This window comes from Escherichia sp. TC-EC600-tetX4, from assembly GCF_019356055.1.
GTDB lineage: Bacteria > Pseudomonadota > Gammaproteobacteria > Enterobacterales > Enterobacteriaceae.
This window is the reverse complement of sequence record NZ_CP079924.1, coordinates 2643970-2668405: the sequence shown is the minus strand read 5'-3', so window position 1 is coordinate 2668405 and position 24436 is coordinate 2643970. Positions and strand designations below refer to the sequence as shown.

The 24436-nt window shown below is 43.7% G+C and carries 31 protein-coding genes and 3 pseudogenes; 18 read left to right on the top strand and 16 right to left on the bottom strand.

What is annotated here, in order from left to right; translation table 11 throughout:
• The first annotated feature begins 30 nt into the window (after positions 1–30).
• Both mcrA and KXD89_RS12970 read left to right on the top strand, forming a co-directional pair.
• Complete coding sequence (mcrA, locus tag KXD89_RS12975; protein ID WP_000557907.1) at positions 31–864, top strand: 5-methylcytosine-specific endonuclease McrA; 834 nt, start codon at positions 31–33, stop codon at positions 862–864.
• A gap of 230 nt (positions 865–1094) precedes the next feature.
• Positions 1095–1262: pseudogene (locus tag KXD89_RS12970) on the top strand (isocitrate/isopropylmalate family dehydrogenase); the annotation flags it as partial.
• Between the two features lie 102 nt (positions 1263–1364).
• Here the strand turns inward: KXD89_RS12970 and KXD89_RS12965 are convergent.
• The 6 genes from KXD89_RS12965 to bluF form a co-directional block, all read right to left on the bottom strand.
• Positions 1365–1688, bottom strand: a complete 324-nt coding sequence (locus tag KXD89_RS12965) for an anti-adapter protein IraM (RefSeq protein ID WP_001295666.1) — start codon at positions 1686–1688, stop codon at positions 1365–1367.
• 256 nt (positions 1689–1944) lie between these two features.
• On the bottom strand, positions 1945–1989 hold the full coding sequence (locus tag KXD89_RS12960; RefSeq protein ID WP_120795380.1) for a protein YmgK: 45 nt from the start codon (positions 1987–1989) through the stop codon (positions 1945–1947).
• A 235-nt stretch (positions 1990–2224) separates the two neighbouring features.
• On the bottom strand, positions 2225–2335 hold the full coding sequence (locus KXD89_RS12955; RefSeq protein ID WP_032082692.1) for a hypothetical protein: 111 nt from the start codon (positions 2333–2335) through the stop codon (positions 2225–2227).
• Between the two features lie 52 nt (positions 2336–2387).
• Positions 2388–2792 carry a DUF1398 domain-containing protein gene (locus tag KXD89_RS12950; protein ID WP_000373101.1) on the bottom strand — a complete coding sequence of 135 codons (405 nt, stop codon included), beginning with the start codon at positions 2790–2792 and terminating at the stop codon, positions 2388–2390.
• Positions 2793–3012: 220 nt separating this feature from the next.
• Positions 3013–3744, bottom strand: coding sequence for a DNA-binding transcriptional repressor BluR (bluR, locus tag KXD89_RS12945; RefSeq protein WP_000332303.1), 732 nt, complete (start codon positions 3742–3744; stop codon positions 3013–3015).
• Positions 3745–3948: 204 nt separating this feature from the next.
• Positions 3949–5160 carry a blue light-responsive regulator BluF gene (gene bluF / locus KXD89_RS12940; protein WP_001299269.1) on the bottom strand — a complete coding sequence of 404 codons (1212 nt, stop codon included), beginning with the start codon at positions 5158–5160 and terminating at the stop codon, positions 3949–3951.
• A 313-nt stretch (positions 5161–5473) separates the two neighbouring features.
• Between bluF and ycgZ the strand changes: the two genes are divergently transcribed.
• The 7 genes and pseudogenes from ycgZ to ycgH all read left to right on the top strand — a co-directional run bounded on the left by ycgZ (position 5474) and on the right by ycgH (position 11933).
• Positions 5474–5710 carry a regulatory protein YcgZ gene (ycgZ, locus tag KXD89_RS12935; protein ID WP_000554140.1) on the top strand — a complete coding sequence of 79 codons (237 nt, stop codon included), beginning with the start codon at positions 5474–5476 and terminating at the stop codon, positions 5708–5710.
• Positions 5711–5752: 42 nt separating this feature from the next.
• The gene (locus KXD89_RS12930; protein ID WP_000858002.1) at positions 5753–6025 is read left to right on the top strand and encodes a two-component-system connector protein YmgA; all 273 of its coding nucleotides are present in this window, start codon (positions 5753–5755) and stop codon (positions 6023–6025) included.
• 28 nt (positions 6026–6053) lie between these two features.
• Positions 6054–6320 carry a biofilm/acid-resistance regulator AriR gene (gene ariR / locus KXD89_RS12925; RefSeq protein ID WP_000888772.1) on the top strand — a complete coding sequence of 89 codons (267 nt, stop codon included), beginning with the start codon at positions 6054–6056 and terminating at the stop codon, positions 6318–6320.
• Between the two features lie 112 nt (positions 6321–6432).
• The gene (gene ymgC / locus KXD89_RS12920) at positions 6433–6681 is read left to right on the top strand and encodes a protein YmgC (protein ID WP_001065752.1); all 249 of its coding nucleotides are present in this window, start codon (positions 6433–6435) and stop codon (positions 6679–6681) included.
• Between the two features lie 331 nt (positions 6682–7012).
• Positions 7013–8536, top strand: coding sequence for a cyclic diguanylate phosphodiesterase (locus KXD89_RS12915; RefSeq protein WP_001246499.1), 1524 nt, complete (start codon positions 7013–7015; stop codon positions 8534–8536).
• A 131-nt stretch (positions 8537–8667) separates the two neighbouring features.
• Positions 8668–8886: a cell division-associated protein YmgF gene (gene ymgF, locus KXD89_RS12910; protein WP_001065861.1), complete on the top strand. Its 219-nt coding sequence runs from the start codon at positions 8668–8670 to the stop codon at positions 8884–8886.
• 399 nt (positions 8887–9285) lie between these two features.
• Positions 9286–11933 (top strand): annotated as a pseudogene (gene ycgH / locus KXD89_RS12905) (autotransporter YcgH).
• A gap of 56 nt (positions 11934–11989) precedes the next feature.
• On the opposite strand, the gene KXD89_RS12900 reads toward ycgH, so the two are convergent.
• Genes KXD89_RS12900 through ymgI form a run of 3 tightly spaced genes read right to left on the bottom strand, consistent with a single transcriptional unit; the run spans position 11990 to position 12848 of the window.
• Positions 11990–12325, bottom strand: a complete 336-nt coding sequence (locus KXD89_RS12900; protein ID WP_000979977.1) for a YmgD family protein — start codon at positions 12323–12325, stop codon at positions 11990–11992.
• Between the two features lie 3 nt (positions 12326–12328).
• A complete protein-coding gene (locus KXD89_RS12895) occupies positions 12329–12673 on the bottom strand; it encodes a YMGG-like glycine zipper-containing protein (RefSeq protein ID WP_000726974.1) in 345 nt (114 codons plus the stop codon).
• A gap of 1 nt (position 12674) precedes the next feature.
• Positions 12675–12848, bottom strand: a complete 174-nt coding sequence (gene ymgI / locus KXD89_RS12890) for a protein YmgI (protein WP_000122462.1) — start codon at positions 12846–12848, stop codon at positions 12675–12677.
• Positions 12849–12948: 100 nt separating this feature from the next.
• Here ymgI and ymgJ point away from each other — a divergent pair, with 100 nt between their 5' ends.
• The 3 genes and pseudogenes from ymgJ to KXD89_RS12875 form a co-directional block, all read left to right on the top strand.
• On the top strand, positions 12949–13134 hold the full coding sequence (ymgJ, locus tag KXD89_RS12885; protein ID WP_001325005.1) for a protein YmgJ: 186 nt from the start codon (positions 12949–12951) through the stop codon (positions 13132–13134).
• Entirely contained in the window at positions 13095–13214 is a 120-nt protein-coding gene (locus KXD89_RS12880) for a hypothetical protein (protein ID WP_001131446.1), read from the top strand. Before ymgJ ends, KXD89_RS12880 begins: the two co-directional genes overlap by 40 nt.
• Positions 13215–13248: 34 nt before the next feature.
• Positions 13249–13592 (top strand): annotated as a pseudogene (locus tag KXD89_RS12875) (autotransporter outer membrane beta-barrel domain-containing protein); the annotation flags it as partial.
• A gap of 371 nt (positions 13593–13963) precedes the next feature.
• On the opposite strand, the gene minE reads toward KXD89_RS12875, so the two are convergent.
• From minE to minC, 3 genes are read right to left on the bottom strand one after another with little or no spacing between them, the layout of a single operon-like run.
• Entirely contained in the window at positions 13964–14230 is a 267-nt protein-coding gene (gene minE, locus KXD89_RS12870) for a cell division topological specificity factor MinE (protein ID WP_001185665.1), read from the bottom strand.
• 3 nt (positions 14231–14233) lie between these two features.
• Positions 14234–15046 carry a septum site-determining protein MinD gene (gene minD / locus KXD89_RS12865; protein WP_000101055.1) on the bottom strand — a complete coding sequence of 271 codons (813 nt, stop codon included), beginning with the start codon at positions 15044–15046 and terminating at the stop codon, positions 14234–14236.
• 23 nt (positions 15047–15069) lie between these two features.
• On the bottom strand, positions 15070–15765 hold the full coding sequence (minC, locus tag KXD89_RS12860; RefSeq protein WP_001301105.1) for a septum site-determining protein MinC: 696 nt from the start codon (positions 15763–15765) through the stop codon (positions 15070–15072).
• Between the two features lie 519 nt (positions 15766–16284).
• On the opposite strand from minC, the gene KXD89_RS12855 reads away from it, so the two are divergent.
• On the top strand, positions 16285–16653 hold the full coding sequence (locus KXD89_RS12855) for a YcgJ family protein (RefSeq protein WP_001056840.1): 369 nt from the start codon (positions 16285–16287) through the stop codon (positions 16651–16653).
• Positions 16654–16755: 102 nt separating this feature from the next.
• Here KXD89_RS12855 and pliG read toward each other — a convergent pair whose 3' ends face one another.
• The gene (pliG, locus tag KXD89_RS12850; RefSeq protein ID WP_000695215.1) at positions 16756–17157 is read right to left on the bottom strand and encodes a g-type lysoyme inhibitor PliG; all 402 of its coding nucleotides are present in this window, start codon (positions 17155–17157) and stop codon (positions 16756–16758) included.
• A 241-nt stretch (positions 17158–17398) separates the two neighbouring features.
• Between pliG and KXD89_RS12845 the strand changes: the two genes are divergently transcribed.
• The 3 genes from KXD89_RS12845 (at position 17399) to KXD89_RS12835 (ending at position 18961) form a co-directional block, all read left to right on the top strand.
• Positions 17399–17692: a YcgL domain-containing protein gene (locus KXD89_RS12845; RefSeq protein ID WP_001295992.1), complete on the top strand. Its 294-nt coding sequence runs from the start codon at positions 17399–17401 to the stop codon at positions 17690–17692.
• A 71-nt stretch (positions 17693–17763) separates the two neighbouring features.
• Positions 17764–18423, top strand: coding sequence for a fumarylacetoacetate hydrolase family protein (locus KXD89_RS12840; protein ID WP_000284280.1), 660 nt, complete (start codon positions 17764–17766; stop codon positions 18421–18423).
• Positions 18424–18514: 91 nt separating this feature from the next.
• On the top strand, positions 18515–18961 hold the full coding sequence (locus tag KXD89_RS12835; RefSeq protein ID WP_001306825.1) for a YcgN family cysteine cluster protein: 447 nt from the start codon (positions 18515–18517) through the stop codon (positions 18959–18961).
• Positions 18962–19167: 206 nt separating this feature from the next.
• Here the strand turns inward: KXD89_RS12835 and hlyE are convergent, their stop codons facing one another.
• The gene (gene hlyE, locus KXD89_RS12830) at positions 19168–20079 is read right to left on the bottom strand and encodes a hemolysin HlyE (protein ID WP_001336523.1); all 912 of its coding nucleotides are present in this window, start codon (positions 20077–20079) and stop codon (positions 19168–19170) included.
• Positions 20080–20451: 372 nt separating this feature from the next.
• Between hlyE and KXD89_RS12825 the strand changes: the two genes are divergently transcribed.
• Together KXD89_RS12825 and umuC are read left to right on the top strand one after the other, a co-directional pair.
• Complete coding sequence (locus KXD89_RS12825; RefSeq protein WP_000897378.1) at positions 20452–20871, top strand: translesion error-prone DNA polymerase V autoproteolytic subunit; 420 nt, start codon at positions 20452–20454, stop codon at positions 20869–20871.
• Complete coding sequence (gene umuC, locus KXD89_RS12820) at positions 20871–22139, top strand: DNA polymerase V catalytic protein (RefSeq protein ID WP_000457616.1); 1269 nt, start codon at positions 20871–20873, stop codon at positions 22137–22139. Before KXD89_RS12825 ends, umuC begins: the two co-directional genes overlap by 1 nt.
• Positions 22140–22184: 45 nt before the next feature.
• Here umuC and dsbB read toward each other — a convergent pair whose 3' ends face one another.
• Both dsbB and nhaB read right to left on the bottom strand, forming a co-directional pair.
• Entirely contained in the window at positions 22185–22715 is a 531-nt protein-coding gene (gene dsbB / locus KXD89_RS12815) for a disulfide bond formation protein DsbB (RefSeq protein ID WP_000943459.1), read from the bottom strand.
• A 145-nt stretch (positions 22716–22860) separates the two neighbouring features.
• Positions 22861–24402 (bottom strand): Na(+)/H(+) antiporter NhaB, encoded by a 1542-nt coding sequence (gene nhaB / locus KXD89_RS12810; RefSeq protein WP_000406391.1) that lies wholly within the window; start codon positions 24400–24402, stop codon positions 22861–22863.
• Positions 24403–24436: the final 34 nt, after the last annotated feature.

Genomic DNA, 24436 nt, shown 5'->3' with positions numbered 1-24436 from the left:
GTCGTGAAAAATTGATTAAAGATTAATATTATGCATGTTTTTGATAATAATGGAATTGAACTGAAAGCTGAGTGTTCGATAGGTGAAGAGGATGGTGTTTATGGTCTAATCCTTGAGTCGTGGGGGCCGGGTGACAGAAACAAAGATTACAATATCGCTCTTGATTATATCATTGAACGGTTGGTTGATTCTGGTGTATCCCAAGTCGTAGTATATCTGGCGTCATCATCAGTCAGAAAACATATGCATTCTTTGGATGAAAGAAAAATCCATCCTGGTGAATATTTTACTTTGATTGGTAATAGCCCCCGCGATATACGCTTGAAGATGTGTGGTTATCAGGCTTATTTTAGTCGTACGGGGAGAAAGGAAATTCCTTCCGGCAATAGAACGAAACGAATATTGATAAATGTTCCAGGTATTTATAGTGACAGTTTTTGGGCGTCTATAATACGTGGAGAACTATCAGAGCTTTCACAGCCTACAGATGATGAATCGCTTCTGAATATGAGGGTTAGTAAATTAATTAAGAAAACGTTGAGTCAACCCGAGGGCTCCAGGAAACCAGTTGAGGTAGAAAGACTACAAAAAGTTTATGTCCGAGACCCGATGGTAAAAGCTTGGATTTTACAGCAAAGTAAAGGTATATGTGAAAACTGTGGTAAAAATGCTCCGTTTTATTTAAATGATGGAAACCCATATTTGGAAGTACATCATGTAATTCCCCTGTCTTCAGGTGGTGCTGATACAACAGATAACTGTGTTGCCCTTTGTCCGAATTGCCATAGAGAATTGCACTATAGTAAAAATGCAAAAGAACTAATCGAGATGCTTTACGTTAATATAAACCGATTACAGAAATAAAATTATTTATTAAAGTCACATTTAAGACGTAATACCCTACAGGGTAAAAATTTTCTCTGATCTTAACTTCTGCAAATGTTAACTGCTATTTTTATGCTAAAAATGGTTATCAAAACTCAAAAACACATGTTTATAATCAATGAGTTATAGAAATGCTAAGGGCTAATGAGTTATATGCAAATTAGTAAAATTATGTTGCTATGTCAGATAGTTACGATTTAGTCATCTAACTAATGCTGCGCCATATGGGTTGGACTGAAGCGGCTGACCTGATTGTTAAAGGTATGGAAGGCGCAATCAATGCCAAGACCGTAACTTATGACTTCGAACGTCTGATGGAAGGCGCTAAGCTGCTGAAATGTTCAGAGTTTTGTGAAGCGATCATCGAAAACATGTAATCTCTCCATGTGTTAAATATTGAAACGGGCGTATAACACGCCCGTTGTTTTATTTATGTGGATATTATTAATAGCATATCGAGCATATTTATATGAAGCCCATTACTTGAGCCCATATGGGCATATTTTTATAATGCAACTATTATGTAAACATTTATTTGTTATTTTGCTTTCTCCTGGAGGACACTCTTGACTGCTTTTGAGTAAACTCCATAAATCCTTGTTGAATGGTGCGATGTGATAAATAGTAATAGGATATTCTTTATCCTTAAGGATAATACCAGACTTAACCGGTGTAAATATACTGCCAGGAGGGAGAAATATAGTAGATTGATACCAGATGATCATTTTCATATTACCCCATATGGCTGAAAAAGATATACCACATGTAGGTTGAATTACCGTGTCAATTACTATCCACTTCATTTGTTATGTCTTATCCCACGGTATTTAATATGGTTCATTAGGATGTTTATTTCTTGATTTTGCATATGAGTATATTACCCCCCCCTCAAAAAAATAAATTAATTAAAATGATGGCTTATATAAAATAAAATTTAAAGCAAGGAATCTCAATGGATGTTAAACAAAATGAGATTTTGTGAAAGCAATAAATTATTGACTTCGTTTTAGATTTGTTTAGCTATAATGTTATACATTCAAATGACTGAACATCCTGTAATTAAAACATAGCCTTTATGCTACTTTGTGCCAATTTGCTAAACATTATGGTTGCCTTTTTATATAACGATAATAATGAATATAAGCATGACATGAGAATAAGGTTTCAATTTTTGAGTTATATAGGAATGATTTAACCTGTTCCTGGCTAAAATACATATAACCGGATGATGACTAAACCAAAATACATGTGCGTTAAGTATTGAAACGGACGTGTGGCACGGCCGTTGTTTTTATAAATATGTTAACCGTTATAAAATAACGTATCAAAAGTCAAGTGATCACATTTCAAATATCAAGTTGATAGTATTAGTCTGGTGATTATTTATGGGTGACAATAAAAAGACAGTATTAATCATCCATAGAGATAGTCTCTGCACTTTTATTTCCATTATGCTAATGCCTTACTGAATTATGAAGCATTTCTTAAGTATCCAACTTTAGCTAGATTAATGGTTTATTATTTTCTACATCTTCAATATATAAAAGCGTATTATCAATGGCGTAGTAACTGCGTTTGTTATGATTAACATCAGTAACCCACCGGAAAACGCCCGCGCCTGCCAGTGTTGAACAGTATTCCCGAAATGTAGATTTTCCGCAAATATGAAGCAATGCGGCCTCTTTTATTTTAGCAGGGTTCTTGGTCGTACTAACTTTTAACAGGTTCCTGGTTCCTCTTAATAACAAAACCGTATCATCGTGAGTAATAATTCTGATGTTATCCGTAGCCAGATAATAAATGTAATGTGCAATACGGTGATGTTTTAATTCTGAATAAAACCAGGAGAAGTTTTGCTCTTTTCTCACTTGCTCAAACATCTTTTGAAAAACAACGACCTGATCCATCAGGATAATAACCTCTTGTTAGTTGTGAGACTGCGTAGTGTGCACGATCGGTTTTACCACTTCAATCTGGTCTGTCCTTTGGCTGTGATATGTACAGAGTGTGATAGAGGGAATATCTGAATTCTCCCGGTGAGCATTTTGCAACGGACCAGCTCCGGTACAAACGCTGTTGTGGGTTCAGATTATAACATTCTGTCTAAGGGGCGGGATAAAGGTGAAATTAGGGGGCATGAAAGATGACTTTATAACCTTGCTCACCCCAGTGTTGTAAAAGTTCGTTTTGCCTTCTCGTTGGTGCCATGCCTGTCCAGACAATCAATGTTTGCGTCGGGAACAGTTCCGGGCGCGGCGATTCAATGGGATCAGCAAGAACAGAAATGTGCCATCCTGACAATGATAAACGCCATGCTTCCAGCCACAATCGTGCTCTCTCTTCAACATTCCACGCCATCAGAATGGCTTCTTTACCGGGCTTACGGCGCATTTCGAAAAGCGAGGTTGCTGCGTATTCAATTAATGCGCCGTCAAACATACTGCTCATAATGCGGGAGGTGTTGTGATCAAGCACGAGACGCTGGCGAACAGGAAGGTAAACATGATTAATCAATTGATCTACTGGGTACTCTCGACCCAGTGAAATAATTCTCGCGCGTAGTTTGGCAGGATTAGCCATGCGAAGAATTGACATCATCTCTTCTTGCAGGCGGCTCCAGTCATCTTCCGTATCCTGGCTGGTGGTTTCCAGTAATGCTTTAACTTTGCCTACAGGGACGCCATTACTTATCCAACGCTTGATCTCTTCGATGCGTTGTATGTCTTCTTCATCAAAGAGTCGGTGTCCGCCTTCACTGCGCTGTGGTTTTAACAAACCGTAGCGGCGTTGCCAGGCCCGGAGAGTGACAGGATTAATCCCGCAACGTTCAGCAACATCACCAATGCTGTAATAAGCCACAATTCCTCCTTGCGGTCACAAATCTCCGTCGCCTGTACACGACCCAATAATACTTTGTACAATATACGCTAAAATTGTACAAAGTATAAATAAGATTTCAGCTAAATTGGATGAAACATTATTTTTAATGTGGATTAAATTTAAACGTAACGTATTCATTTTCACGATGATTTACTGAAATCATGTGAAAGAATGTGCTGAAAATTATTTTTTCTCTGGCCACGCTATGGAAGGGATACCATTCAATTTAGCTTTAGCAAACAGATCTCCCTGAAACATCTCAATTCCTGCGGATTCAAGCCACATCCACTCTTCTGGTGTTGCCACGCCCATAGCACTGACTTGAATTTCAAGTGATGTACAGCATTTTATGATCGCCTGAATAATTGCCTGCCGTGGCCCACTTTTATGAACATTGGTAATCAATTCCTGACTGATTTTAATTCTGTCAGGCTGGAAGCGTGACAGGAGTAACAAACCAGCAAAACCTGCGCCAAAATGATCAATTGCTACACTGATACCAGCAGCCTTTAGCGATTTAATCGCTTCGGCAAACTCATCAAACCGAGATATGACTTCACTTTCAGTAAATTCAACGATGATTTGTTCAGGCACCAGAGCATTGGCCTTTATTTCATTAAGTAAAAAAGAGACTGCGTCAGGTTCGTTAACCAGGGTCATAGGTAATAGATTGATTGAAATCATTTTATCACCGAGCTCAAGTGCGTGTGCCATCGTGAATGCAAGCGCCTTACTTTTGAGATCCGCTGTGTAGATTTCCCCGTCTTTACGCTGCCCAACCGCTATGGCTGATGGGCTATCTTCATTTTTTTGCACAATGGCTTCAAAAGCGATTATCCGCCGCGATAAGGGATCGACAATAGGATGAAAGGCAAAGTGGTCGTTTATAGTTGGTGAAAGGGCACAGGAATCAAGTTCTTTATCAGATCCGTCAGCGATAAAAAGCCAGGAGTCTTCGGCAGGGATCTCGAAATAGGTTGATTGTTCGGTTGCAAGGACAAAAGTACGAAAAAATTGTAGCGCTCTGTCATCATAAGTTAGCTGAAATTTTGATGTGCCTTTGTCGAATACGGCCTGTAAAACGTCATCTCGCTCGTGCAGGCGCAAATCAAATAATTCCATTCCCGCTTTGCCAAAACGGCGAGCAGGCGCGTAATCGCACAGCAGCTCAACAATATTATAGTGCCGTGGATCCTGGCATATAGCCCGATATATCATTTTAACCTGTTCTTCCGGACCTTCCAGAAGCTGGAAAAAATGAGAACCATTAAACAGTAAGATCCCTGTTACGTCAGACTGCATGTTCCTGCGATTTGCTATCGAAACCATTTCTTCGATTTTTTTGACAGGTTCGTCGTCACGTATATGGCTACGATAAATAAGGGTGGTAAGCATTAACAATCCAGGGTAATGGGTGAGGCGAGAGTAAGACGGTAACAGACATATCTTCTTGTGTCTTTCTTTTAATACCAAAACATAACCGTTTCTTTACATTGATAAAAAATGGAAAAAGTTGAACACTAGTTGGCGAAAAATCTTGTATAGATTGTCAGTTAAATGATGCAATATGTTTTATCATAACACATTGTTTTATATGCATTAGCACTAATTGCAAAAAATTAATTTATCATTCTGTACACATATTTCGTACAAGTTTGCTATTGTTACTTCACTTAACATTGATTAACATTTTTAACAGAGGCGTAGCATGCATCAAAATTCAGTGACTTTAGATTCTGCGGGAGCAATCACTCGTTACTTTGCAAAAGCTAACTTGCATACTCAGCAGGAAACTCTCGGGGAAATTGTGACTGAGATTTTGAAAGATGGACGTAATCTGAGTCGAAAGTCGCTTTGTGCCAAACTTCTTTGCCGACTGGAACACGCGACTGGGGAAGAGGAACAGAAACATTATAATGCACTAATTGGGTTGCTTTTTGAATAATGCAACAGCCTGATTATTTAACAGGTTAGCTATGAAGTCGTTATGAAGACATCTGATAATGAACGTATAAAATATGAAATTACTGGCCAGGCGGTGCTCCAGATACTGCGCATGAAGATAAATTTTTCATTGCAGACTCTTATTAAGCAATTACTCGTAATGAAATCGGCTGAGGAAGATGCTTTCCGACGCGATTTAATTGACAGCATAATTCGTGATTTTAGCAATAGTGATTCAGGAGGGCCAAACCGAAGAACAGCGACAGCTGACAATAAAAGTATGTTCAATGGTAAGAAAATAAACAGAATACATTAAAATTTCATAAGTAAGATGAGAGGTTACCATGCTTGAAGATACTACAATTCATAATGCAATAACTGATAAAGCGTTAGCAAGTTACTTTCGCAGTTCGGGTAATTTGTTAGAAGAAGAATCAGCAGTGTTAGGGCAGGCTGTCACCAATTTAATGCTTTCAGGCGATAATGTTAATAATAAAAATATTATCTTAAGTCTGATACACTCCTTGGAAACAACAAGTGATATTCTCAAAGCTGATGTGATTAGAAAAACACTGGAAATCGTGTTGCGATACACAGCTGATGATATGTAACTTCTAATTATTAAGTATAAGTTTATAGAAAACTCATTCATCTTATTTTTGTCTGTCGCTTTAGACTATACACAGCATAATTTTATTGGGTTAATATTTCTACGAGGCTGACATGAATAATTCAATCCCAGAGAGATTTATTTTTCAATGTGCTTTGTTTAAAAATCTCGAGAGGGAGGTGTTCATGACGCATGGGTATGTTGATAGTCATATTATTGATCAGGCTTTACGCTTGCGTTTAAAAGATGAAACCAGTGTGATTCTTTCTGATCTCTATCTGCAAATATTGCAGTACATTGAAATGCATAAGACTACACTAACGGATATCATTATTAATGACAGGGAATCCGTGCTCTCTTAGAACTTGAGTAAGGTTTTAGAATAAACATCAGCTGTATCACCATGCTGATGCAAAGTGAGCATTTCAGGCGTTATGCTTTCTTATTATGTCCGCAATATCAGGTGTCAAGAATGGAGAGTTCTCGCTCTCCATTCTTGACGCCTGATATCCCGCCTAACTTATTTTGTACTGCCTACATTATGCTCAATAATTAATGGGTTAGATCAAGATGGAGAAAATTTTATCTTCGGCGTGGATATTTCTTATGCTCTCTACCATGCTCTCTGTAGATGCCAGCGCGAGCGAATGAATGGCATTTTCATGTATTAAACCCTTTGGCCGGGACAAGCAAATGCGCAATACACTCATACCCATCCTCGTTGCGATATGCTTGTTTATTACCGGTGTCGCTATTTTGAACATCCAGCTCTGGTATTCCGCAAAAGCAGAGTACCTGGCGGGAGCGAGATATGCCGCCAACAATATCAATCATATACTTGAAGAAGCGTCACAAGCGACTCAAACAGCGGTTAACATTGCCGGGAAGGAATGCAACCTCGAGGAGCAATATCAGCTTGGCACTGAAGCAGCTCTGAAACCTCACCTGCGCACAATCATCATTCTCAAACAGGGAATAGTCTGGTGTACATCCCTGCCTGGGAATCGGGTCCTGTTGTCTCGTATTCCTGTTTTCCCGGACAGTAATTTACTGTTGGCTCCAGCAATCGACACCGTTAATAGATTACCTATCCTGCTCTATCAGAACCAATTTGCAGATACGCGCATTTTGGTTACGATAAGCGATCAGCATATTCGTGGGGCACTTAATGTACCCTTGAAAGGGGTAAGGTATGTATTACGCGTGGCGGATGACATTATTGGACCAACGGGTGATGTGATGACGCTTAATGGACATTATCCCTATACCGAGAAGGTTCACTCCACAAAATATCATTTCACTATTATCTTTAACCCGCCGCCACTCTTTAGCTTCTACAGACTTATCGATAAAGGCTTTGGGATTTTAATATTTATTCTGTTAATCGCCTGCGCCGCTGCCTTCCTGCTTGATAGATATTTCAATAAAAGCGCAACGCCTGAAGAGATCCTGCGACGGGCAATAAATAATGGGGAGATCGTCCCTTTTTACCAACCTGTGGTAAATGGTCGGGAAGGGACATTGCGGGGAGTTGAGGTGTTAGCCCGCTGGAAACAACCTCACGGTGGATATATATCACCCGCGGCATTTATTCCACTTGCTGAAAAATCCGGATTAATCGTTCCGCTTACGCAAAGCCTGATGAATCAGGTTGCCAGACAGATGAACGCTATCGCGAGTAAATTGCCGGAAGGTTTTCATATTGGAATTAATTTTAGCGCTTCGCATATTATTTCGCCGACGTTTGTCGACGAGTGTTTAAATTTCCGTGACAGTTTTACCCGCCGCGATTTAAACCTTGTTCTGGAAGTCACCGAGCGTGAGCCATTGAATGTTGATGAAAGTCTGGTTCAGCGGTTGAACATACTGCATGAAAATGGTTTTGTCATCGCACTGGATGATTTCGGTACTGGCTACTCAGGGCTTTCTTATCTTCATGACCTGCATATTGATTATATCAAAATTGATCACAGTTTCGTTGGCCGCGTAAACGCAGACCCAGAATCAACCCGAATTCTGGATTGTGTATTGGATCTGGCGCGTAAACTTTCGATCAGTATCGTCGCTGAAGGTGTCGAAACGAAAGAACAACTTGACTATCTGAACCAAAATTATATCACATTTCAGCAGGGTTATTATTTCTATAAACCTGTTACATACATCGACCTGGTCAAAATTATCCTTTCTAAACCGAAGGTGAAGGTTGTGGTTGAGTGAAAATTGATCAGTAAGGCCATAGTGCGGTGTAATTATAGACAGCTAATTAGCTCGTTGCCTCTTGTTACTATTGTTCATTATTTTGTTTGCTATAATTGTTTGAAAGTTTTGACAGGATTGCCATTAGTAGCATGAACAATAGTAATAATCTGGATTATTTCACTCTCTATATCATATTTTCCATTGCATTTATGCTGATCACCCTCCTGGTCATCCTTATTGCAAAACCCAGTACCGGGCTGGGAGAAGTGCTTGTGACGATAAATTTGCTTAATGCCCTTGTTTGGCTGGCGATCAATCTGGTTAATCGATTAAGAGAAAGACTCGTCAACCACAGGGATCAGCAATAATCTTTCAGTTTCTCACTGTCAGTATGCGGCTGAATGGGTTGCTGGCAGTGAACGCCTGGATCATTGAAGGAAAGGCATTATTGCGCAAATAGTTGTCAACCCTGGTGTTATCACGGTTGTTTTTATATATCACCGAAATAATCCTCATCGCAACTATTAACAATTTTGATGTCGAAGAGTTATTTGTTAAACAAAATCGTCACCTCAAAGTGATCAATGTCATGAAAATAAGGTGAAAAATGATAATGCCGACTTATTTATCATTTATATATTGTCGCTGTTTATCTATTTAAATTTTTTGTGCTTTTGTTTTTGTCTTTACCCTCCGTTTTGGTAATCTGAGCTCATAGGTTATTTGACCAGGAATGTTTGTTAATCCAATGAATGGATGGTTAATCTATGAAACTGAAAAAACTCCCCGGGTTTAGTTTGGGACTTATTGCTCTGGCGGTGGGTAATGCATATGCAACACAATTGTTGGATGATTATAGTATAATTTCCTATATGACTGATGAAGAATCGCCGATTGAAATCAAAGATAATAATCCGATAAGTAATGGAGAGTATCTAACCACTGAAGACGAAAGCCATGCTGTGAAAGTGGATGACGGTGTAACTGGATATATAAATAATGCCAGTGTGATGACTAGTGGTGATGGATCTTATGGTATTTCTGTTGATAGTCAAAACAAAGTATTATATATAAGCGATAGCGATATTAAGACCTCTGGAAGCGTATCTGACAAAGAAAATGGAGGGATAACAGCCAGCGCAGTAGTCAGTGAATTTGGTGGCACCATCTTTATGAATGGTGATAATTCAGTCGAGTCGGGTGGGGCATATTCAGCGGGACTTTTAAGCCAGGTTAATGATTCTGAAAAGATGGTAAATAACACCCGTCTTGAAACCACAGATAAAACGAACATTGTTACCTCTGGGGAAAATGCAGTAGGTGTTCTTGCATGTTCAAGTCCTGGAGAGTCTCGAACATGTGTCGATGCTGTAGATGATGAAGTTAGTGATTCTAACAGTTACGAAGTTATTAGCCGTGCTGATTTAAAAATGAATGGTGGTTCCATAACAACTAATGGCATTAATAGCTATGGTGCTTATGCTAATGGGAAAAAAGCATATATTAATTTAGATTATGTGGCACTTGAAACTGTGGCTGATGGAAGTTATGCAGTTGCTATTCGACAAGGTAACATTGATATAAAAAATAGTTCTATTACAACAACAGGCACTAAAGCCCCCATTGCAAAAATATACAATGGTGGAGAGTTATTTTTTTCCAATGTCACCGCGGTATCAAAACAAGATAAAGGAATATCAATTGATGCATCAAATATCGATTCTCAAGCCAAAATAGCACTATTAAGTGTTGAACTTTCAAGTGCTTTGGATAGTATTGATGTTAACAAAACTACAACGGATGTAAGTATCCTTAATCGAAGTATTATCACACCTGGTAATAATGTTCTGGTTAATAATACTGGAGGTGACTTAAACATAATTTCGTCCGACTCTATTCTAAATGGAGCGACTAAACTCGTCAGCGGCACAACCACGCTGAAGCTTTCAGAAAATACAATCTGGAATATGAAAGATGACTCCGTTGTTACCCATCTGACTAATTCAGACAGTATTATCAATCTTTCGTATGATGATGGTCAAACATTTACCCAAGGAAAAACATTAACCGTAAAAGGTAATTATGTCGGTAATAATGGTCAGCTTAATATCCGCACCGTATTAGGTGATGATAAATCGGCTACGGACAGACTTATTGTTGAGGGTAATACTTCGGGTTCAACTACCGTCTATGTGAAAAATGCTGGAGGAAGCGGCGCGGCCACGCTAAACGGGATCGAACTCATAACTGTGAATGGCGATGAATCTCCAGCAGATGCCTTCAGATAAGGTGATGCAAGGATTGCAGCTGGAGCTTTCGAATATCAACTAAAACAACAAGGCAAAAACTGGTATTTGACAAGTTATCAGTCAGTGAATGAGGAGGATAACAGCTCAGAGGGAAATTCAGAATCAACAGAAACGCCTACCCCCGTCCTGCGCCCCGAAGCTGGAAGTTACGTCGCTAACCTGGCAGCTGCTAACACTCTTTTTGTTATGCGTCTGAACGACCGTGCGGGTGAAACGCGCTACATCGATCCTGTAACTGAACAGGAGCGTTCAAGCCGACTTTGGCTACGTCAAATTGGCGGGCATAATGCCTGGCGTGACAGCAACGGACAGTTGAGAACGACCTCGCATCGCTACGTCTCGCAGTTAGGGGGCGATCTGTTAACCGGTGGTTTTACCGATAGTGACAGTTGGCGTTTGGGAGTGATGGCTGGTTATGCCCGCGACTACAACTTAACTCATTCCAGCGTGTCGGATTATCGTTCGAAAGGGAGTGTCAGAGGCTATAGCGCAGGGCTGTATGCCACCTGGTTTGCCGATGACATCAGTAAAAAAGGCGCATACATTGACTCCTGGGCGCAATATAGCTGGTTTAAAAACTCGGTGAAAGGGGATGAATTAGCCTATGAATCCTATAGCGCGAAAGGTGCAACCGTCTCGCTGGAAGCGGGTTACGGTTTTGCCCTGAATAAATCCTTTGGTCTGGAAGCGGCGAAATATACGTGGATCTTCCAGCCACAGGCACAGGCTATCTGGATGGGCGTCGATCATAATGCGCACACGGAAGCCAATGGCTCACGTATTGAGAATGACGCAAATAACAACATCCAGACCCGACTCGGCTTCCGCACCTTTATTCGTACTCAGGAGAAAAACAGCGGTCCGCACGGTGACGACTTTGAACCTTTTGTTGAAATGAACTGGATCCATAACAGTAAAGATTTTGCTGTCTCAATGAACGGTGTGAAAGTCGAACAAGATGGGGCGAGTAATTTGGGGGAAATTAAACTTGGCGTAAATGGCAACCTGAATCCAGCGGCCAGCGTCTGGGGAATGTGGGCGTGCAGCTGGGTGATAATGGCTACAATGACACCGCAGTGATGGTGGGCCTGAAATATAAGTTCTGATCCCGCCGTTAGCTAAAAAACCGCGTCGTATTCATCGACGCGGTACATATGAAATATTATTTTTTGCCGATAGCACGCATGGTGTCATCAATTGCCGTGATCAACAGCATTTGCGGGTCTTTAGCGCAAACCTGATTCAGTTTTTCTACCACTTTGGCGCTCAGTTCCGGAGATTGCTCAATTTTTAAATCACGGCTGGCAACGCTGGCATTACCCATTACCGCAACAATTTCTGCAACCTGTGCGCTGTCAGTTTTTGCCATTTCGTTGGCTTCTGCGCAAGTAATATAGGTTTCTGACGGCAAACCGTTTTTAATATTGTAGTCCTGCGCCCAGGTCATTGGTGCGAAAACAAACAGGCCCGCCAGTAAAGCAAATTTTTTCATCATCATTCCTTATTTCATTTTACCCAGAATTGCACCACCCGTACCGCCAATCACGGCACCTTTAATCGCCCCTTCGAGGCCATTGCCGGTCAGAACGCCAGTGACAGCACCAACGGCGGCACCCACTTTTGCACCTTTACGCGCATTTTTACCGTCGCGGCCTTTTTCTGTTACTGCACCAACACCAGCGCCAACAGCTGCACCTTTCAGTACGCCATTAACACCATTGCCAGTAAGTAAACCAACGCCTGCGCCTAGCAATGCACCTTTCGTGGTGCGGTTCATATCCGCCATCGCTGGCGTGGAGCAGAACAATGCTGAGATAAGCCCGAAGGCAAGTATTTTTTTCTTCAACTTAGATGTCCGGTATTAAGTAAGTTGCACACACAATAATTTCGTCTTCAATTAAGATCTGCTTAACTAAAGAACGCTCGCTATTATTCAGATAATTCAAAATGAGCGTGGCTGTGATGATAGGAATTATGTTTTTTACGTGAATGAGAATAATCTTAAATGAGGAATAACTCATTGATTGACAATATTTTTATTCAAGAAGTGTCATTGACTGTTAACGCAATGTTGTAAAGGTAAGATAATCTGATTTATCAATATTATTGTGTGATTTTTATGTGAGCAGAAGATATTCATCAGCAACGATTACATTAGTCATTTTATTTTGCCGACGGCCTCATTGTCGAAAGATAAGCGTACGACAGTATTATCAGAAAAGAGTGATTTTTTATCCAACTACACTTCAGCGCACTGCGTGTAAAAAATGCCTCTTTCTTATGCGGGATATCATCATTTCATCATGATGTCTTTGGTGAGCGGTGAACACAATACACCTGCGCTGTCTCTTCAGGATGAATCCCCTGGTCTGGTGCCTGCGGGCTGATGTTGCAGCAGAGCTTAGGTCACTTAGACGCTACTATCATTTATCCAATGGCATGGAATCGAAATCAGTCGATACCCGCAGTATATATCGTGAACTGGGTGCAACGCTGAGTTACAACATGCGCCTGGGGAACGGTATGGAAATGAACCCTGGCTGAAGGCGGCTGTGCGCAAAGAATTTGTCGATGATAACCGGGTGAAGGTGAATAATGACGGTAATTTCGTCAATGATTTGTCGGGCAGACGTGGAATATACCAGGCAGCTATTAAAGCCTCATTCAGCAGTACGTTTAGCGGACATCTCGGGGTGGGGTATAGCCATGGTGCCGGTGTGGAATCCCCGTGGAACGCGGTGGCTGGTGTGAACTGGTCGTTCTGACCATCAACGATTAAACTGCGCTTCGGCGCAGTTTTCGTTTACAGGATGTTGAAAGGGAAAATTCTGGGGCAAAAAAAGCCCGCCAGTTACGGCGGGAAACCTCATCCTATGGGAGAACAATGAATAATGAAATTGCGGGGTTATCATCTCCCAGTATATCCATACTAACAATAAGGTTATTTACTCAACCAGGCATAAACATTTTGTTTTGTGCGTGGGAACAGCCTTAAGGTGTAAAGGGGGAGGTGGAAATAGCAATGAGGAGTATCAGCAAGAATACTCGCCGCTTTACCACAACGTGGATGAGAGGGATGAAAAACTCAAGGCAGAGATAACTCTGCCTTGAAGATAAATGCGCTTTTACAGCGGGCTTATTTCAGCTCTTCTGCTTCCGGTAAGGTCACGTTCAGCTCAAGAATAGAAATATCGCCATCTTTTTGCTCAAGCTGTACGGTTACCATCTCAGGATCAATTTGTACGTATTTACAAATGACCTCAAGAATATCTTTACGCAACTGCGGCAGATAATGCGGTTCTGCATCGCTGCGACGGCGTTCAGCAACAATAATCTGCAGCCGTTCTTTTGCAATGTTGGCTGTGTTTTTCTTCCGCGAGAGAAAGAAATCGAGTAATGCCATAACTTATCCTCCGAACAAGCGTTTGAGGAAGCCTTTCTTCTCTTCTTCAATGAAGCGGAAAGGACGTTCTTCTCCCAACAGACGTTCTACGGTATCTGCGTAGGCTTTACCCGCATCGGCGTTAATGTCGAGAATGACCGGTTCACCCTGGTTAGAGGCGCGCAATACTGATTGATCCTCTGGGATCACGCCGACGAGTTTGATGCGCAGGATCTCCAGCACATCTTCCATGCTCAGCATGTCACCTCTGCTTACGCGGCCTGGGTTATAGCGCGTTAACAGCAGGTGCTCTTTAATAGGCTCTTCGCCATTTTCTGCGCGGCGTGATTTCGACGCCAGAATGCCTAAAATACGGTCAGAGTCGCGTACTGAGGAGACTTCCGGGTTGGTGGTAATAATGGCTTCGTCTGCAAAATAGAGTGCCATTAACGCACCGGTTTCAATCCCTGCCGGGGAGTCACAAACGATAAATTCAAAATCCATCGCTTTCAGATCATCAAGAACTTTGGCGACCCCTTCACGGGTGAGGGCATCTTTATCGCGTGTTTGCGATGCCGGCAGAATATAGAGATTTTCAGTACGCTTATCTTTAATTAACGCCTGATTTAGCGTTGCATCGCCCTGAATGACGTTGACGAAATCGTAAACGACCCGGCGTTCACAACCCATAATCAGGTCGAGATTACGCAGGCCGATATCAAAATCTATCACGACAGTTTTCTTTCCCTTCTGGGCCAAACCAGTGGCGATGGCCGCGCTGGAGGTTGTCTTACCAACACCCCCTTTGCCCGAAGTAACAACAATAATGCGTGCCATAGAAATTCCTTGTTAAAAAGGGATCAATTTAACGGTTGAACGGTCAAAGCGTTTTCGACTAACTGCAGTCGCGCCGCTTTGCCATAAAATTCTGCTGGGATTTGATCACTCAGCCAGTATTCACCTGCGATGGACACCAGTTCCGCCATCAGGTTCGTACAAAATATTTGCGTTTCCCGGTCACCACTTGCCCCTGCCAGCGCACGACCGCGCATCATGCCATAGACATGAATGTTCCCATCGGCAATCAATTCGGCCCCAGCGCTAACGTGGCTTGTAACAATCAGATCACATTGTGGAGCATAAATACGCTGACCGGAACGCACCGGGGTATCTATTAAACGCGTTTTTGTGACCGGCGTTGTATTTTGCGCTGGAGCCTGCGGTGTGGGAGCTGGACGTGGCGCTTTTTCCTTTCCTTCCGTCAGGATAGGCAGCCCCATCTTTTCAATTTCGGCTTTAAGTTGCGCATCTTTGCAGCCACTTACGCCAATAACCCGCAAACCGGTTGCCGAAACCGCCTTATGCATCGCTGACCAGTTTACCGGGTCTTCCAGTGCACTGACGTTGAGTACAACGGGGGCATGTTTTAAAAATGCGGGGGCCTGAGCGATTTTGTCTTCCAGCGCCTGATGGATAACCTTAGGTTCTGCCTCATGCAGATGAACCACAGATAAAGTGAAGCTACTGCCTTTAAGCTCGATTGGCGTGTTTGACATCCTGGCCTTACTCAATTAGCTATTAATCATCGCCAGCGCGCGATGATGTTCCGAAGACTATAAGGCATGTTATAGTCTGGATTATATTGAGGCAAGTCACCCTCCCATTTATTCAGAGTAAAAGTCTATTCTGTGATAAATGGCGCTGATTCATAGCTTAAAAAATACCCTTGTCAATCAACCCATTGCCGTCGTACTTTTGATTGTTCTTATTTACGCTTCCTTTTTCCGCACCCTAATCGTGACAGCATCTCCAGACCTGTTTAAATATCCAGTATTGAGGCAAGTGTATTTTTTCACCACGCCAGGCTTTCTTAACTTTCCATTTTTTGCGGCATCATTAAAGAACAGATACCCGTTATCTTAATATCCGCCACAGAATTGCTCTATCATAGAAACCGCAGAAGACGTCTGATACTTCTGTCAGGTCATCGTAACTCGTCCAGGTCAGCGGTTTTGATTACGGATTGATGATGAAATGAGCATAAGTGTTGTACGGTTGGATTATCAGGATGTGCTATGAATATGATGCGTATTTTTTATATCGGATTGTCAGGTGTGGGGATGATGTTCTCATCAATGGCGTCTGGAAATGACGCTGGCGGACTTCAATCTCCGGCGTGCGGCGTTGTTTGCGACCCGTATATTTGTGTGAACTCAGATGGCATTTCCCCAGAGTTAACAAGGAAATATCTCGGCGAAAAAGCCGCTGAAAACTTACAATCATTACAAGGCTACGATCCCAGCGAATTTACATTCGCTAACGGTGTATTTTGCGATGTTAAAGAAAAATTATGTCGTGATGATCGTTATTTTGGTGTGGATGGTAAGCGGAGTGGAAAAATCAATCAAACCACCACAAAGATGTTATTTATGTGTCGTGAGTGATGTCTTGTTTACATTATGTTCTATTCGTCATTAACCTCTTGAGCGACAGAGAGGAGTGGGGCATTAACGTTTATGACGGGGAGAGTCCCCGTCGGTTGACATTTACTTAATTTGAATATCGACGTTATATTTTTTAGTTTTGTTTTTACGGGCGTCGTTTCGGGTTTGCAACACTCGCAGCTCATATTTGCCAGAAGCAGGGAGTGAGTATTGTCCGTGACTATCGAGTTCTGGGGAATATCTGGATAAATCAACTGAATCATCGATTCCTGGCCCGAAGAGGTAAGTATCAGCGCCTTCATTAGAGATACTCACATGCACTTTCTGACCTTTTTTGGCATAGAAGGTATATGTATCGTAATCGTATCCCTTTATTTCGCCGGAGTACTGAGCGCTGCTATGGCCTTTTCTGAACTCAACATTGACATTCTTACCCGCAGCAAAGCTCGTGGAGGTTAGCAGTGCAAGCAGCAATACAGCCTTCCTGATGCTCTTGATTTTCATTGGTAGTCTCCTGTTCAGAATGAGTACGATGAACTGTTATAATATAACAATCCCTAACGGGAGAATTCCAGTGGCTTTCCTGCGTTCGGTAAAATCACGTTGCGGCATTTTTGCCGGGGGGATTACTTATAAAGGGGGCATGGACTCAACAAACCGTAGAAATCTACAGCTGGCTGGCTTGTGGCGCGGGTTTCATTGATGTTAGCTTATGCCAAAACCTGGCATCTTAAAGAGTAAAAGTATGTTTTGTGTGATTTATCGAAGCAGCAAGCGTGACCAGACCTATTTATATGTCGAAAAAAAAGACGATTTTTCGCGTGTTCCTGAGGAACTGATGAAAGGTTTTGGTCAGCCTCAGTTAGCGATGATTCTGCCGCTGGATGGGCGGAAGAAACTGGTCAATGCCGATATTGAAAAGGTTAAACAGGCATTAACCGAGCAAGGTTACTATTTGCAGTTACCGCCACCACCCGAAGATTTGCTGAAGCAACATCTTTCCGTCATGGGGCAGAAAACAGACGACACTAACAAATAACCGATATCCGGCGGTGGCATTATCTTTGTCGGCGCGGGTTTTCATATCCACGATAAGGTGAGGGGAACGTTATGTATCAACATCACAACTGGCAAGGTGCGCTGCTGGATTATCCGGTGAGTAAAGTAGTCTGTGTTGGCAGTAACTATGCCAAACATATTAAAGAGATGGGCAGCGCAGTGCCCGAAGAGCCAGTGCTGTTTATTAAACCAGAAACGGCACTGTGCGATCTGCGGCAGCCATTGGCGATCCCATCCGATTTCGGTTCAGTTCATCATGAAGTCGAACTGGCGGTGTTGATTGGCGCGACACTGCGTCAGGCTACGGAAGAGCATGTCCGCAAAGCCATTGCCGGTTATGGCGTGGCGCTCGATCTGACATTGCGTGATGTTCAGGGAAAAATGAAGAAAGCCGGGCAGCCGTGGGAAAAGGCTAAAGCGTTTGATAACTCTTGTCCGCTTTCCGGGTTTATTCCCGCGGCGGAATTTACCGGCGACCCGCAAAATACAACGCTGAGCCTGAGCGTAAACGGCGAACAACGCCAGCAAGGTACGACTGCGGACATGATCCATAAAATCGTTCCGCTGATCGCTTATATGAGCAAGTTTTTTACCCTCAAGGCCGGTGACGTTGTGTTGACAGGCACGCCTGATGGCGTCGGCCCGTTGCAAAGCGGTGATGAGCTGACAGTCACTTTCGATGGGCATTCTTTGACAACTCGCGTTTTGTAATACTTTTTGCCGCCTGAAAGCGGCGGCAAAACTTGCATCGCTGTGCCAGACTGGTTATAAGGTGCGTTTTAACGTAATGGCGGAACACCTGATGAGCGATGTACCTTTCTGGCAAAGTAAAACCCTGGACGAAATGAGCGATGCGGAATGGGAGTCGTTGTGTGATGGTTGCGGTCAGTGTTGCCTGCATAAACTGATGGATGAAGACACCGACGAAATCTACTTCACTAACGTCGCCTGTCGCCAGCTCAATATTAAAACCTGTCAATGTCGGAACTACGAACGTCGTTTCGAGTTTGAACCCGACTGCATTAAATTAACCCGTGAAAATCTGCCAACATTCGAATGGCTGCCAATGACCTGCGCTTATCGTTTGCTGGCGGAAGGTAAAGATTTACCTGCGTGGCATCCGCTACTTACTGGTTCGAAAGCGGCAATGCATGGTGAACGTATCTCTGTGCGTCATATCGCAGTGAAAGAATCAGAAGTGATTGACTGGCAGGATCATATCTTAAATAAACCTGACTGGGCGCAGTGATAAATTTAATAGATGCTGATGGGGGCTTTCTTAATATACGTCTGGATGCTCGCCATTTCGTAGCCCTGTTTTTGAAAGCGCTCTGTCATAATGAGAGTTACCCGATACCTTATTATCAACAGGTAACTCTCAATCTTTAAAAAACGTCTGTGTTTTTAAATGTGATAAACCTTATACCTTGAGTACATGGAGAGAATAATCGCTTATCAGACTTCAGGTACCTCAAAGAGTGTCTTTTTACCGTGTCTTTTCTGATACTCATTACAGGTGTTAATCATTTTTTTGGCCGCTTCTTTTAGCAAAGAAAGCATTAAATCATCATAATCAACGTAGAATCTGGTTGTTTCAGTTTCCGTTTTTATCTCACCGATGGCGGCTATTTCGGTGGTTAATTTCAATTTGGCGGCATCGATATCTTTATTCGCTTGTTTAACCGTGTTAGACAGGGTGGTAAAGAAATTCTGCACAGATTTTAACTTGTTCTTCAATTCTGGAATCAGTTTTCCTTCAACTACGCCCGCAGCAATAGAATAGGAAATGATTAATCCAAATGGACCGGCGACGACACCGGCTGCGGCACCGGCATATGCTTCCTTCCTGATTTTATCTACCTGTGACTGGAAATAGCTGCTTTTTTCTGAAAAATCATTGGTTAACTGGCTATCTAACGCCAGCAGTTTCCCGGAAGCGTTGTTGAAACTTTGTGAGCTTACCAGCAGGGATTTTTGCGCTTCATTCAGCTTCGTGATGCCGTCATCCAGTACCTTAATGAGAATGTCTTTCTGGGCGGATGCTTTCTTCTCATTGTACTCATCAAATAGCAAAATATACGCTGCGAGCAATTGCGTCGCAACACCACACCATTCATACACTGTTTGGGTTGCTTCAAAATACTTATCCTGGCTATCCATAAGTAAGGTTTTAATATCGCCGACTAAAACGGAGGCTGCCTGTGAATACTCCTGTTTAAAGCGACTTAACTCTTTTATGGTTTCATCAAAGGTCTGCCAGGGGATGACCTGATCGAGATATTTATTATAAAGATCTAATGCTCCATCTGCGGTTTCGATTGCGTTTTTAACTACTTCTACCGTTTTATCTGCAACGATTTCAGTCATAATCATTCGCCTCTTTAAATATATAAATTGTAATGAAACTCCTGTTTTACAACTATTAATAAATTTTACTTCATCTAATTCATAGTTAGCCGGGCGGGATGCGTCAATGTCTTTATTTATATTAATATGATAAATATCAAACAATGTTTAATGTCATTATGGCGAATGCTTCTATTCTATTTTTTAGCCGGGTGATATTTTTCATTTCTGCTGGATGAGCGTCGTCGCCAGAAGGCCACGTGAGCACAAGATAAGAGAACGAAAAATCAGCAGCCTATGCAGCGACAAATATTGATAGCCTGAATCAGTATTGATCTGCTGGCAAGAACAGACTACTGTATATAAAAACAGTATAACTTCAGGCAGATTATTATGTTGTTTATCAAGCCTGCGGATCTCCGCGAAATTGTGACTTTTCCGCTATTTAGCGATCTTGTTCAGTGTGGCTTTCCTTCACCGGCAGCAGATTACGTTGAACAGCGCATCGATCTGAATCAACTGTTGATCCAGCATCCCAGCGCGACTTACTTCGTCAAAGCAAGTGGTGATTCTATGATTGATGGTGGAATTAGTGACGGTGATTTACTGATTGTCGATAGCGCTATTACCGCCAGCCATGGTGATATTGTCATCGCTGCTGTTGACGGCGAGTTTACGGTGAAAAAATTGCAACTACGCCCGACGGTACAGCTTATTCCCATGAACAGCGCGTACTCGCCCATTACCATCAGTAGTGAAGATACGCTGGATGTCTTTGGTGTGGTGATCCACGTCGTTAAGGCGATGCGCTGATGTTTGCCCTCTGTGATGTAAACGCGTTTTATGCCAGCTGTGAGACGGTGTTTCGCCCTGATTTATGGGGTAAACCGGTGGTTGTGCTATCGAATAATGACGGTTGCGTTATCGCCCGAAACGCTGAGGCAAAGGCGCTTGGCGTTAAAATGGGCGATCCCTGGTTCAAACAAAAAGATCTGTTTCGTCGCTGTGGCGTGGTTTGCTTTAGCAGCAATTATGAGCTTTACGCAGACATGAGCAATCGGGTGATGTCGACGCTGGAAGAGCTATCGCCCCGCGTCGAGATTTACAGTATTGATGAGGCATTCTGCGATCTGACAGGTGTGCGTAATTGTCGCGATCTGACTGATTTTGGCAGAGAAATTCGCGCAACGGTGCTACAACGTACCCATCTTACTGTTGGTGTGGGGATCGCCCAGACCAAAACGCTGGCTAAGCTTGCCAATCATGCGGCAAAAAAATGGCAGCGGCAGACGGGTGGGGTGGTGGATTTATCAAATCTGGAACGCCAGCGTAAATTAATGTCTGCTCTCCCCGTGGATGACGTCTGGGGGATTGGACGGCGGATCAGCAAAAAACTGGACGCGATGGGGATCAAAACCGTTCTCGATTTGGCGGATACAGATATCCGGTTTATCCGTAAACATTTTAATGTCGTGCTCGAAAGAACGGTGCGTGAACTGCGCGGCGAACCCTGTTTGCAACTGGAAGAGTTTGCACCGACGAAGCAGGAAATTATCTGTTCCCGCTCGTTTGGTGAACGCATCACGGATTATCCGTCGATGCGGCAGGCCATTTGTAGTTACGCTGCCCGGGCGGCGGAAAAACTTCGCAGCGAGCATCAATATTGTCGGTTTATCTCCACGTTTATTAAGACGTCACCATTTGCGCTCAATGAACCTTATTACGGCAATAGCGCGTCGGTAAAACTGCTGACGCCCACTCAGGACAGCAGGGATATCATTAACGCTGCTACGCGATCTCTGGATGCCATCTGGCAAGCGGGCCATCGTTACCAAAAAGCGGGCGTGATGCTGGGGGATTTCTTCAGTCAGGGAGTCGCGCAGCTCAATTTATTCGATGACAACGCACCGCGCCCCGGGAGTGAGCAATTGATGACGGTAATGGATACACTGAATGCTAAAGAGGGCAGAGGAACACTCTATTTTGCCGGGCAGGGGATCCAGCAACAATGGCAGATGAAGCGAGCCATGCTTTCACCACGTTATACAACGCGAAGTTCTGATTTACTGAGGGTCAAATAAATATAGCGGCAGGAAAAAAGCGCTCCCGCAGGAGCGCCGAATGGATTAGCGACCGAACAGATCACGTTTTTTCGCTTTAAACGGCTGGGAAATCACCACCAGCACTGCGACAATCAGGTAAGCGATAAAAATACCGAGCAGCCACTGCGGCATTTCCAGACCTAAAAAATCCCACTGACGCTCGGCGCAATCGCCAGAGGCGACAAACACTTGCGGCACCCACTTATCCAGCGGCAGCCATTCCGGGAAACGAACCATAAAATCACAGGTGGCAAACGGCGAAGGATAGAGCTGAAGCATGGTGTGCTCGTAAGTTAACTGCACACCGCGGAACGCACTATACAACCAGATAACCATCGCTACATAACGCAGCGGAGTTTTCGGGGCGATCGCGCCAATCAGCGCAGCACCCAGAACGCCGAATAACGCGCAGCGTTCATAAATACAGAGCACGCAAGGTTTCAGTAACATCACATGCTGGAACCACAGCGCCGTCAGTTCCAGTGCCAGAGCAGTAAACGCCATCAACAGCCACGCGCCCCGGCCTTGTGAACATTGGTTCAAAAATCGCAACATAATCATTTCCCTGCAATATGCATAGAGTGCGCAGTTTAAACCAATTCATTCGCTGCGCCACCAGGAGGCAGCAAAAATAGGACGCAATTGGACAATTATCGGGCGAAAAGGCAAACCGGGCATTTATATGCCCGGTAAGTTGTTATCAAAGCGTTGCTATCCAGCCCATTTGCATAAACCATTCGGTTACAGGGGCAAGCGTAAACTCGACGCAGAGCAAGCCGACGAGTGTCAGGACGAGGGTGTAAGGCAGGGCCATCCACACCATGCGGCCATAAGAGAGGCGAATCAATGGCGCGAGTGCAGAGGTCAGCAGGAACAGGAACGCAGCCTGACCGTTCGGCGTAGCGACGGAGGGCAGATTGGTACCGGTATTAATGGCGACCGCCAGCAGCTCGTATTGCTTCAACGTGATAGCGCCACTTTCCATTGCCGCTTTCGCTTCGTTGATATAAATCGTCCCCACGAAGACGTTATCCGAAATGGATGACAGCAGACCGTTGAAAATATAGAACAGCGACAGCTGAGCATGTTCCGATGCCTGCAACACAAACTGAATAATTGGCGAAAACAGTTGTTGGTCGATAATCACCGCGACTACCGAGAAAAACACCGTCAACAGTGCGGTGAATGGCAGAGATTCGGTGAAGGCTTTACCGATAGCATGCTCATCGGTGACACCGGTCAATGATGTTGCCAGAATAATGACTGACAAACCAATCAAGCCAACTTCCGCCAGATGCAACGCCAGCGCAGTCACCAGCCAGACGCCAATAATCGCCTGGACAATCAGACGGATTTTATCCTGACGGGTACGCTGGTGGCGGCTTTGATCGTCAAACTGTTGCAACACTTCGCGGACTTTCTCCGGCAGCGTTTCACCGTAGCCAAACCAACGCAGCTTCTCTACCAGCAGGCAGGTTAACAGGCCACAAATCAGAACCGGAACGGTCACCGGCGACATGCGCAGGAAGAAATCGCCAAAATGCCAGCCAGCCGCTTTAGCGATGATCAGGTTCTGTGGTTCGCCCACCATGGTCATTACGCCGCCTAATGCGGTGCCGACACCGGCATGCATCATCAGGCTACGCAGAAAGCCACGGAACTGTTCCAGAACCACTTTGTAATGCTTGTCGATATGACTATCGTCTTGCAGGTCGGTGTCTTCGGTACGGGAAGAGGCTACGCGGTGATAAATACCATAAAAACCGACTGCAACGCTGATCACCACCGCCACGACGGTTAAGGCATCGAGGAACGCGGAGAGGAACGCAGCCGCCACGCAAAAAGAGAGCGACAGCAGCATTTTGGAGCGAATGCTTAACAGCAAACGGGTAAATATGAACAGCAACAGCTGTTTCATAAAATAGATACCCGCCACCATAAACATCAGTAACAGCAAGACTTCAAGATTTGCCGCCACCTCTTCACGGACGTGTTCCGCGCTGGTCATGCCGATGAATACCGCTTCGATAGCCAACAGACCACCGGGGAGCAGCGGGTAGCATTTCAGGGCCATCGCCAGAGTGAAAATAAATTCCGCTACCAGCAACCAGCCCGCGACGAAAGGGCTGATGAGGAAAATTAACGGGTTTACGATTAAGAAAATGATGAGGGCGAGTTTGTACCAGTCGGGGGACTGGCCCAAAAAATTGCGCCATAGCGCGCGGCCCCAGGAGATCTCCATGATGGTTTCCCTTACCTTACAAATAATCAATGAT